Annotated in this window: 8 protein-coding genes; 5 read left to right on the forward strand and 3 right to left on the reverse strand. The window is 40.5% G+C overall.

Annotated features, from left to right (window positions below; genetic code table 11):
• The first annotated feature begins 38 nt into the window (after window positions 1-38).
• The 4 genes from AC2IOM_RS15945 (at window position 39) to AC2IOM_RS15960 (ending at window position 7,445) form a co-directional block, all read left to right on the forward strand.
• A complete protein-coding gene (locus AC2IOM_RS15945) occupies window positions 39-2,123 on the forward strand; it encodes a tetratricopeptide repeat protein (protein ID WP_486360387.1) in 2,085 nt (694 codons plus the stop codon).
• A gap of 367 nt (window positions 2,124-2,490) precedes the next feature.
• Window positions 2,491-3,216 carry a TetR/AcrR family transcriptional regulator gene (locus AC2IOM_RS15950; RefSeq protein ID WP_486360388.1) on the forward strand — a complete coding sequence of 242 codons (726 nt, stop codon included), beginning with the start codon at window positions 2,491-2,493 and terminating at the stop codon, window positions 3,214-3,216.
• 21 nt (window positions 3,217-3,237) lie between these two features.
• Window positions 3,238-4,347, forward strand: a complete 1,110-nt coding sequence (locus AC2IOM_RS15955) for an efflux RND transporter periplasmic adaptor subunit (RefSeq protein ID WP_486360389.1) — start codon at window positions 3,238-3,240, stop codon at window positions 4,345-4,347.
• A complete protein-coding gene (locus AC2IOM_RS15960) occupies window positions 4,347-7,445 on the forward strand; it encodes an efflux RND transporter permease subunit (protein ID WP_010558953.1) in 3,099 nt (1,032 codons plus the stop codon). The genes AC2IOM_RS15955 and AC2IOM_RS15960 overlap by 1 nt, the downstream gene beginning before the upstream one ends.
• Before the next feature lie 345 nt (window positions 7,446-7,790).
• Here the strand turns inward: AC2IOM_RS15960 and AC2IOM_RS15965 are convergent, their stop codons facing one another.
• Window positions 7,791-8,702 carry a LysR family transcriptional regulator gene (locus AC2IOM_RS15965; RefSeq protein WP_486360390.1) on the reverse strand — a complete coding sequence of 304 codons (912 nt, stop codon included), beginning with the start codon at window positions 8,700-8,702 and terminating at the stop codon, window positions 7,791-7,793.
• A gap of 99 nt (window positions 8,703-8,801) precedes the next feature.
• Between AC2IOM_RS15965 and AC2IOM_RS15970 the strand changes: the two genes are divergently transcribed.
• Entirely contained in the window at window positions 8,802-9,290 is a 489-nt protein-coding gene (locus tag AC2IOM_RS15970; protein WP_486360391.1) for a GNAT family N-acetyltransferase, read from the forward strand.
• 84 nt (window positions 9,291-9,374) lie between these two features.
• Here AC2IOM_RS15970 and AC2IOM_RS15975 read toward each other — a convergent pair whose 3' ends face one another.
• Together AC2IOM_RS15975 and AC2IOM_RS15980 are read right to left on the reverse strand one after the other, a co-directional pair.
• A complete protein-coding gene (locus tag AC2IOM_RS15975) occupies window positions 9,375-9,842 on the reverse strand; it encodes a phosphate-starvation-inducible PsiE family protein (protein ID WP_010558950.1) in 468 nt (155 codons plus the stop codon).
• A gap of 55 nt (window positions 9,843-9,897) precedes the next feature.
• Entirely contained in the window at window positions 9,898-11,481 is a 1,584-nt protein-coding gene (locus AC2IOM_RS15980) for an ATP-binding cassette domain-containing protein (protein ID WP_486360392.1), read from the reverse strand.
• Window positions 11,482-11,686: the final 205 nt, after the last annotated feature.

Raw genomic sequence — 11,686 nt, forward strand, 5'->3', positions numbered from 1 at the left:
TACTATGCTCAACAGTCTTTTTTGTTCAGGCCAACCCTTTGCTCACTGAAATTGATGAAATCGCAAAACAGGCTGATAACATTGAAGTTTTAAACTCTTTGCGTCAAGAATCAATTGACCAAAATAACATCGAAGCTTTTGCCAATAGCACCGATTATATTTTAAAAAATTATTTGAAAGCAGGCTTATTTGAACAATTTGATGAGGAGGTGACAAACTTAAAATTATTACACTTTTGGCAAACATCACCAGAACTAAGAGCCATTACTTTAGCAAACCAAGCCAACAAAGCGCATCGCCAAGGTGATACAAAAAAAGCAATAGAGATACAAGCTAGCGCCATTGACATTGTAGAAAGTTTCAAGATTATTTCACGTTTTAGCGAAGTTTATACGCGCATGGGAATTTATTTACGAAATGATGGTGAAATTGATAAAGCAGAAACTAGCTATAATAAAGCGCTTGAATTTGCCAAAGAACAGAATGATCACGAACAAATAGCACGAATCACTATGAACCTTGGCGTGGTTTACGAAGCGCGGCATAACTTTAACAAAGCACTTGAGCTGTATAAAAGCGTTCTTCCCAAAATCGAAAAAACCAATAACCGAGTGCTATTAGCCGATTGTTTGTTCAATATTGCAAACTTATACGCTCGGCTGCGTAATTTCGAACAGGCACTAACTTTTTCAATGAAAGTCCTTGAGCTTGATAAACAAGCGGGTGATATAACGAACCTTATTTACTCTTATAACAAAGTCGCCGAAATTTCACATTTACTAGGTCACTATACGACGGCTCTTGAGCATGTAAACCAGTCAATTGCACTTTCAGACAAAAGCCAGAATATGCAATTACTTTCTAGTGCGTTAATGCGAAAAGGTTATATTTACCTCAAAATGGGACAGCTTGATGAGGCGTTTAAATTTGCAGAACAAAGCGCAGATATTACATTAAAGCTTGATAACGTTATTCATAAGAATAACTCTTTACCTCCTCTTGCTCGCCTATATATTTCGATTGAAAAGTACGAAGAAGCCATTGTTTTACTTAACCAGATTTCTGGTGAAGAAATATCACCTTCTTACATGATTAAGAAACATGCAAGTTTAGCCAAGGCCTATCACGGTTTGGGGGATTATTTACAAGCTTACAATCATCAAATTAAAGTGCAGGAAGCAATGAAAGAAGATCATGCTTCAACAATCAAAGCATATAAAGATGAAATGGATACAGAGCTCGCTAAATTTACCGAAGAGCTCAAAGTAAAAGATTTAGAACTTGAAAATGAAAAGCAGCAAAGTGACCTTGAAGTAATGCAGTATCGCCAATACTTCGGCATTACCTTAGCGTTAATTGTTTTTTTACTACTTAGCCTTTTGATTTACTCACAAATTAAGAAAAAGCAGATGGCACAAGCGCAAGCTCGATTAAAAGAAGCAGCAATTGACCATAAAAACCAAATGCTTTCAGATATTTGCCACGAACTACGCACACCATTTAGCGTGCTGAAATTACAAATTGAAGCGCTGCAATATAACTTAGAACCTGATACTGAACTCGCTCATAACCGTTTAAATGCAAAAATTGAGCAGCTAAGTCACTTGGTGTCTGATATCGACCAACTATCGCAAGCAGATTCGATGGTACTAACCTTAAATAAGGTTAAAATTAACGCACACAACTTACTTAATGCCATTATTACTGATAACCGTGTGCTTATTGAAAAAGTAGGCCTCGAGCTTAAGCTTGATATTCAACTTGACGAGACACTTGATGTTGACCTTGATATCAACCGTATCCAACAAGTTTTCCATAATTTATTTAGTAATGCGATCCGCTACACATCAGTGCCTGGTTTTATTCGATTAAAAGCGCGAAATGACCATAACAATCTGTTTATTCAAGTAGACGACACTGCCCCGGGTGTATCACTTGAAGATATCGAACACTTATTTAATCGCCTCTATCGAGTTGAGAAGTCACGAAGTCGTGCCACGGGCGGTTTAGGTTTAGGTTTATCTATTTGTAAAAGCTTAATTGAATTACACAACGGCTGCATTATTGCCAAACAGGGAAAAAGTGGCGGACTATGTATTCAGATTACACTGCCCTTACACTAAAATGTGACTTGCCAACGCGCTACACATTATCGCGCTTTGGCAAGTCCACTTTCTAGTCATTATTAACGATTACATTCATTATTGTCACTCAACTAACTTACTCGCCGGTTAAATCATTCTTATCACCTACTCTTACGACCATTGTTGTTTAACGAACCGAAAAGCCATAAAAATAACAATGCCTAATTGTTTCACGCAGGTTTTGTACTCAACCTAAGTAGCCATAAGCCTGCGCAAAGAATGCTGCCTTTAACAAAGCTAGTATTACGTATTTTTTAATTGACATTAACCTTTGCTGAATTAGAATAACGCCATTCGAATATCATTCGAATGGCGTTACCAAAGAAAATAAGCAAGAGGTTTAGTAATGGCACCAGCACCAAAATATAGCCTGCAAGAGCAGGAAAGAATGATCTTAAATGCCGCAGAAAAGTGCATTAATGAGTCGTCAGTTACTGACTTTACGATGGCGAAGGTCGCCCGTTTGGCAGGGCTTTCTATGGGTTCTGTATATAAGTTCGTGCAGAGCAAAGAAGATATTGTGCTTGCCCTTGCATATCAGTCATTTGATCACGTATCAAAGGTTTTTGAACGTGTGCTTAGCTTACCCTTATCAACGCCAGAAAAAATGCTCGCGGTATGTTTAATATCCCCTAAAGCCATGCAACGCTTTGAATTTGATTACGAACTGCAATCTTATTCAACCAATAAAGCGGTTATTCAACGCGCATCAAGTCGTTGGACTGAAAAAATGATCGACGCCTGTAACTGTTGTGAACAAGGTTTTAAATTAGCCCTTTCCGATGGCATCAGTGCGGGCGAGCTGCAAAATGTGCCTAACCTAAGCGAAGTGATTGAAGAAATACTCATTAGTGGCTGGGCTATAACTGTTGGATTTGAACAAGTACAACGGGTTAAACAAACGCAAGAAATTGTCGAAGGCACAGACTCATTACTTGAGCCATTACCGCTTAATCATCCTATTATTAGAAGCACAGTGCGTTTGCTTAATAGTTATCCATGGAAGAAACCCATCGATGATGACTCACTTGTCACCATTGAAAACGAATTAAAGAAATTAACATTGCGTTAATGCAATACAAACGGAGAAAGTATGAAAATTAAACGCTGGCTCGCAGCCATTATCCTTATACTTGTTGTTGTCTCGGGACTAGGCTTTGCCAAGTTTAGTCAAATTCAAGCAATGATTGCCTTTGCCGAATCATTTCCTGAACCTTCCGCATCGGTGAAAAGTACCTATGCACAGCCAACTCAGCACATTAAAACCGTAAAAGTTATTGGCCAAGTGCAAGCACCGAATACACTAACCGTAAGCAATGAATATGCTGGCAATATTACCAAAGTAGGTTTTAAGCCAGGTGATATAGTTGAAAAAGATCAGTTGCTTATAAAACTTGATACCAGTATCGAAGAAGCCAACTTAAGTGCTGCTAAAGCACGCCTTACACTTGCAGAATCAACCCTATCGCGTGTTGAAAAGTTGTTATCGCAAAAGCGCATTAGCCAAGATGAAGTGGATAAAGCGCTGGCAAATGTCAATGTCGCTAACGCTGAAGTGGCTAATTTAACGTCAGTTATTAATAAAAAAACCATTAAAGCGCCGTTTGCTGGTCGCGTTGGCTTAACACAATATCAAGTCGGTCAGTTACTTGATGTCAATAGCCAAATCACCACTTTGGTTGGCTTAAATGATAATATTTGGATTGATTTTGCTGTGCCACAAACGCTACCACGCTTAGCAATTGGTGATGCCCTGCGCGTTGCACCAGTAAAGCAGCAAAAGTCAGACGCCACGTTAACAGCTGAACTTATTGCTATTGCGCCAAATATCGACATAAATTCACGCCAGCAAAGCTATCGCGCCATTGTAAACAATCAAAATAAGCAGTTACATCACAACCAAATGGTAAGTGTGTTTGTACCAATTAAAGTGATTGACGCAGTAGCAGTACCGACCAATGCAGTAACACGCAGCCACTTCGGTGATTTTGTTTATAAATTAGAGAAAGACGATAAACAAAATTGGCGCGCCAAGCCAATTAAAGTAGAGCTAGGCGACAAAATCCAAGACCAACAATTAATCTTAAGTGGTTTAAATGCCGGTGAGTTTATTGCCAGTGAAGGTGCGTTTAAACTAAAAGAAAACCTCTTGGTTTACACCACAGAAACGGCTGAAAGCACAACGCACACTGGAGGCTTGTAATGAGTTCATTACACGAAAACAAGCCCTCCTTTATGGACATATTTGTCAATCGACCTGTATTGGCAATTGTACTGTCAGTATTAATTGTGCTCGCGGGTATTAACGCTGCGCAAAAAATCTCGGTACAACAATATCCGAAAATTGAAAGTGCCTCGTTGGTCATTAATACCGTTTACACTGGTGCATCAGCCGATGTTGTAAAGGGCTATGTTACCGAGCCTATTGAGCGTGTCACCTCTACGGTTCCTGGCGTAGACTACGTTGATTCAATTACCACAGCAGGCCTTAGTAAAGTAACTGCGTGGCTTGAACTAAACCACAATACTACGGATGCTTTAGCAGAGCTCACGACTAAATTAAATCAAATCAAATTTGAACTGCCAACGGGCGCTGAAGATCCAGCAATTCAAATTGTACGTGCCGATAGCCCGTACGCGGTGTTTTATCTGGATGTGCAATCGCAAGGTTTACCGCGTAGCGAAGTAAGTGACTACCTAACCCGCAACATTGTGCCGCAAATGAGCGATATTGATGGCGTGCAAAAAGTAACCCTTGAAGGCGGTCGCGATCCCGCTATGCGTATTTGGCTTGATACCGATAAACTCGCTGTTTATAACGTGAGTGCGGTTGATGTGTTTCAAGCGCTGCAAGCTAACAACACCATTGCAACATTAGGCTACAGTGAAAACAACCGTCAACGCATTGATTTAATGGCTAATACGTCATTGAAAAGCGTTGCTGACTTTGAAAACCTGATCGTAAAAGAAAGTGACGGTGTGCAACTTCGTCTTGGTACGATCGCCAACGTCGAAATTGGCGAAGCCGAAGGCATGGTAACAGCGCGTTTAGATGATCACGATACGGTATTTTTAGCAGTTTGGGCGCTGCCAGGCGCTAACGAAATTGTAATTGGTGATGCACTTTATAAAAAGCTAGATCAAATCAATGAAGTATTACCAAACGGTATGCACATTGAAATTGGCTACGATGGCACGCTTTATATGCGTGACTCAATTAAAGAGATTTTTACCACGCTGGGTGAAACCGTACTGCTCGTTGGCATTGTGGTTCTTGCCATGATGGGCTCATTTAGAACGGCTATGGTGCCACTTATCACCATTCCTATTTCAATTTTAGGTGCGATTGCCGTTATTTATGTGGTTGGTTTTTCACTTAACCTGCTGACAATTCTTGCAATTGTGTTATCCGTTGGCCTTGTAGTAGATGATGCCATTGTGGTCGTTGAAAACGTAGCACGCCATATGCGAGAAGGCAGACCTCGCTGGCAAGCGGCGCTCATTAGTTCACGTCAATTGCTTGTGCCGGTAATCGCCATGACCTTAACGCTTGCGGCAGTATACGCCCCCATTGGCTTTTTAACGGGTTTAACGGGTTTCTTATTTAGAGAGTTTGCGTTTACCCTCGCCATTGCTGTACTTATTTCCGGTGTTGTTGCAGTTACTTTATCACCCATTATGAGTGCGTGGGTTAACGCCGAAGGTGGTAAAGAAAGTAAACTGACGAAAAAAGTAAATAGCTACTTTGACAAGTTACAAAATTTCTACTTTAACGCATTAGACACCCTATTTAACTGGCGTGCTCAAGTGTTCTTCGTCGCTATTGTGTTTTCATTGTTGTCGGCACCTTTTTATCTTTTATCACAAAAAGAGCTCGCGCCAATTGAAGACCAAAGCAGTATTCAAGTAGTTGTTGAAGCGCCGCCTGAATCATCGCAGGCGTATACTTCAAGTAAAATGAATGATACCGCAGAGGTAATGAACGCGACCGAAGGTGGTCAGTTTACCTGGCAAATTATTACTGCCGCAGCCGGTTTTGGTGGCGTTGAACTTGCGCCATATGAAGAACGCGAAAACTCGGTACACGACTTACTGTTTGACCTTTACGGTCGACTTGGCAGTGTAACGGGCTTAAGCTTGTTCCCAATTCTGCCAGCGTCATTGCCTACCGCAGGACAGTTTGACGTTGAAGTTGTATTGCGCGCGAATGATAAGCCAGAAACCATGAAGCAATACGCCGACGAGATTATTGCAAAAGCAAACGCCAGCGGCAGCTTTATGTTTATTAATACCGACTTAAAAATCGATTTACCGCAGGCAGAACTAGAAATCGACCGCGAATTAATCGCTGATTTAGGGTTAAATTTACAATCGGTGAATGATCAGCTGAGCATTTTAATGTCGAACAACTTTGTTAACTATTTTAATAAAGATGGCAAAGCCTATCGCGTGATCCCAATTGTTGGCGATAATGAGCGCTATAACCCTGAAAATATTCTCGATATGAAAATACGCACCGGTAGTGGCGAGCTTATTCCTGTGTCGTCATTTGCAACATTACGCACATTTACCAGCCCGCGCGTATTGGGCTCGTTTAACCAACAAAGTTCATTTCGAATTTTAGCGGGTGTTTTACCTCATATCACCAAAGAGCAAGGTTTAAGCACAATTGAACAAATAGCAGCTGACGTTTTACCAAAGCATTATTCTATTGATTATGCAGGTGAATCACGCCAACTTCGTAAAGAAGGTAATACCATGGTTGGCGTACTATTAGTGTCAATGATTGTGGTTTACTTCCTGCTGACAATTCAATTTAATAGCTTCCGTGACCCGCTTGTTGTATTGCTTGGCTGCGCGCCTTTAGCACTTGCAGGGGCTCTAATGTTGCCATTTTTATCATTAACTACGGTGAATATTTATAGCCAAATAGGCCTTATTACCTTAATCGGATTGATTGCAAAGAACGGTATTTTAATTGTTGAATTTGCGAATCATTTACAGCTTGAAGGTAAATCTAAACTAGACGCTGTAAAAGGCGCTGCCGCAACACGTTTACGCCCAATTTTAATGACCACAGGTGCAACCGTACTCGGTCACTTCCCATTGGTACTCGTAACAGGCGCAGGCGCTGAAGCGCGCAATAGCATTGGTATTATTTTGGTTGCCGGAATGTTGATTGGTACCTTCTTTACTTTAGTTGTGCTGCCGCTACTTTATGAAAAAATAGCAAAAGATCACCGCGGCGAAATGGAAACAGAAGAAGCGTTATCTCATACGCAATTTCAAACTAGCCTTTAATAAAAATGCCAGTCAGAAGCCCTGACTGGCTTTTTAGCTTATACTAAGTCTGTGATCAGAGATAGCGCTGGATAAATGACATAGTAACAAAGCGGAATTTTTCTTATGTAGTTATTCTACAATGTTAAATTATAACGTAGTTAGCCTGACATTTAGTCCGGTAGGATGAATAGCGACTTATACCAATTCTGTTAAGTATGTGATCAGAGATAGCGCTGGATAAATGAAATGGTAACAAGGCGGAATTTTTCTTATGTAGTTGTTCTACATTGATAAATTCTAACGCAGTTAGCATGATATTTAGCCCGCTAGGATGTTCAGCTACTTAAGTGAATTGGTATTACATCACGATTCAATAAATAACGTTTCAACTTCACCGACAAACCAATTAATTGCTGCATTATTTGATTTGGATACATGCCAATACAACTGTAAATGATAATTTGGAATATGAATTGGTGGCTTAAGCACCTGTAATTGCAATTTATCAGCCACTAAGGTTGCTATGCGTTTAGGCATAGTTAGTACATATTCGCTGTTAGGCACTAAATACGGCGCAACCAACACACTTGCCTGTTGGCAGCCAATTTCACGGGTCAAATCTAAGCTTGCAAGCACATGGTCAACCACACCGGCATTCTCACCCCACGGTGCTATTAAAATATGCTTATGCGCCAAAAATTGTTCGAGCGTAATTTGATGCTGAACATGCGTATTATGTTTACACGTCACAGTCACATACTCATCACTTAGCCAGGTTAAGTGCCTAACGCCTTCCATTTCACTATCTTGATGTTGAAAGCCCAGGACAAAATCCAAATCACCTTGTGATAATTGCTGTTTAACGGGCAACGGGCTTGCAGGCAACACTTGTAATTTAACCTTAGGCGCAACGGTGGCAAAGTGCTTGGTCAATTTGGGTAGTAAACAAAATTCTGAAAAGTCGGTTGCAGCAATACGAAAGGTTTTTTCGCTTGTTAACGGTTCAAAAGGCGTCACACTACTTAAGCCTTGTTCAATAAGCGGCAGCCCTTTTTCTGTATGCTGAGCTAATAAGTGCGCGCGCTCTGTTGGTTGCATATAATTGTTTTCACGAATAAAAAGTGGATCGTTCAGGCTTTTTCTTAAGCGTGCTAAGGCGTGACTAAATGCAGACTGGCTAATACACATCTCATCTGCGGCTTGGCTAACCGAGCCCGTTACGTAGAGTTTATGAAATAAAATAAGTAAATTCAGATCAAACTGTTTTAGATTCATATACCATGAGCACCTTTCATGTATTTATGATTATTATGCACTGGTTTCATTAGCGCGTTAATCTTAAACTAGCAAAAAAGTTTAAACGATGAGGTTTCAATGAGCTTAACAATTCGCCCGGCAACACTAAGCGATGTCGATACAATTTTGCACTTTATTAAAGAGTTAGCAATATACGAAAAGGCAGAGCACGAAGTATTAGCAACGCCCGAGACCATCAAACAGAGCATGTTTTCTGAGCACTCTGGTGTTTACGGTTTAATTTGCGAAGTAGACGGTCACGCCATTGGCTTTGCCGTATTCTTTTACAACTATTCAACCTGGCTTGCAAAACCAGGTTTATATCTAGAAGACTTGTACGTATCACCTGAATACCGCGGCAAAGGCGCGGGCATCGCGTTACTTCAGCATTTAGCACAAATTGCTGTTGAAAAAGGGTGTGGCCGCTTTGAATGGAGTTGCTTAGATTGGAATACCCCATCACGTGAATTTTATGAATCACTTGGCGCTGAGCCTCAGCATGAGTGGATTGGCTATCGAATGAGTGGTGAAACGTTAGAAAAATTTGCTGAAAACGGAAAATCTTAAAACCAAAGCGTTACGCATAAATAGATAAGAGTGAAAGCGACTTAAATATGCCGCTTTCACTACGAGAAGCCAGCTGTTATTACGTTACAATAAGCTGGCTTTTTTCTTATCCTTTACTGCAATCAACCAATAGGTAACGCCAAGCGCAAGTACTAAGCCTGCTGTGCTCCAAATGTATTCAGGGGCGAGTTTTGTAAAGTCGAGTACAATTACTTTTCGCGCTATCGCCATTAATGCTGTCGCGATTACTAAGTTAACGTGTATTACATCGTCACGCAGATACATAACAATGTTGATAAAGATTTCAATTGCAATCAATACAGCCAAAAACGCGCTGAACACTGCAAGAATGTCACTAATTGATAGTAAGAAATAAGGCGGTGAACTCAATTTCATGTACATCACGTAGACAACATCTAACACCCCCCAAATAATGAGCAACGTCATTAAAATTGCGAGTATTTTTACGCAAAAGCGAATAACAGTATGGCTAAAACGGATCGCTTTATCATCATAACTTGCTTCATCAAAGCCACTATCATGCTTTTCCATTGCATCTCCTTAATGCGGTAAATTTAACAATGATAACTTATTGAACTTTACACGTTTATTCGTGTTCTTCAATAGCACGGCCAGAATTAATATCAAGGCGCATATTGACCCCAACTTGCTCAACAAACTGGGTGTCGTGACTCACTAATATAAACGCGCCTGGATAGTTTTTTAACGAAATCGCCAATGCAGTTTTCGCAGCGATGTCCAAATGATTATCTGGTTCATCAAGTAGCAATAACGCGTCTTTTTTTGCGTGGCTTACGCATAGCATCGCCAGCTTCATTTTTTCGCCGCCACTTAGTGATTCAACAGGTAAAAAAACGCTATCACCTCGAAACCCTGTTGACGCAAGTAAGGTACGCGCGGTTTGTTCACTTATCTGTGTTGTCAAAGCCATAATTGCGGTCAGTACATCACTGTATTGATCGAGCCAGCGACAATTTTGTTCAAGATAAATCACATCGCAATTACTATTAACTGTTAAGTTTGCCTTACTCAGGTTCGCTATGTTTTTAAGTAAGGTAGATTTTCCTGAACCATTACGGCCTTGAAGCCAAACGCGACTTGTATGTTTAATGGTAGCGTTCAGTGGTGGATGATGATTAAACTCACATTGCCAGTTGCTTATATTAACCAGTACCTTATTTTTATGAGTGTTTATATCGGCCATGTGGAATGTGACTGGTTCGTTTAAAACCTGATCATCGCATACCGCACGCAACATTTTATTTGATGTATCAATACGCGCTTTTTGCAATTTCACTTGCCGACTATGGGATTTGGACGCAGCTTCTTTTTTACTATCGAGTAACACTTTAGGCTGACTGCCCGATGCTCTTTTTTGCTTGCCCTGCGCCGCACGCTGATGTGCTTTTTCTAAGCTTAGTTGTGCAATGCGCTTAAATTGCGTTTGTTCGCGTTTAATGTACTCTTGCTTCGCTCTCAGTGCTTTTTGCTTCGCATTAAACTGTGCTTTAAATTCATGATAGCCAACACCGTATTCATTTACCGTACCATTAATTAAGTGCAATGTACGATTGCTGTGATCCAATAGATTTTCATCGTGACTTGCCATAACCACAATCCCCCTAAAGGCTGTTATCTGACCGCTTAACCATTTTCTGGCATTTAGGTCGAGGTGATTGGTTGGCTCATCCAACAATATAATATCTGCATCACTGTTAAAGCACCGATGTAGCATTAAACGAGCTAGCTGCCCATAGCTTAATTTATTACACGATATGAACGGGTCTTTTGGTAATGCAAGTGACGTTAACAGTGCTATTGTATCTCGTTCGCAATGCCAATCATCTTGTAACATTTGATAGTCGTTAACGTCGATGCTACCCGCATTAATGCGCGACAACGCGTTTAGTTTATCGGCAATACCCAAATAGCCTGCAACCGAGCAATTTGGCATAGCATTGAGCTGTGAAAAAATAGCGGTTTTGCCAGTGACTTTAATCGTGTTATTGCAGCCATCAAGCTTTGCTATTGCGTTTATAAGTGTCGACTTACCACTACCGTTGTTACCCACTAAGCCGTAAACGCCACGTGTTAGTTGCAGAGATACGTTTTTTAAAATGTGTTTTTGCGCTACGCAGTATGAAAAATTTGAAATCGAAATATGTGGCATAAGACCATCCTTTTACCCAAGTAAAAGGGATCAGCATCACCTGCGAGAAACGTCTAAGCATAATAATACTTAGCGTCAATATTGATTTTCAGTGAAAAATTGGCAAAGCAACGCCTACTAATCCCTAACATTAAACAGAAAGTTAAAATTGTTTGGGGAGTTAGTTGTTCATGTCGGCGTTTGCTCCAATAAGAAAAGTAGGTTC

This window comes from Pseudoalteromonas sp. NS-SX12, assembly GCF_057367955.1.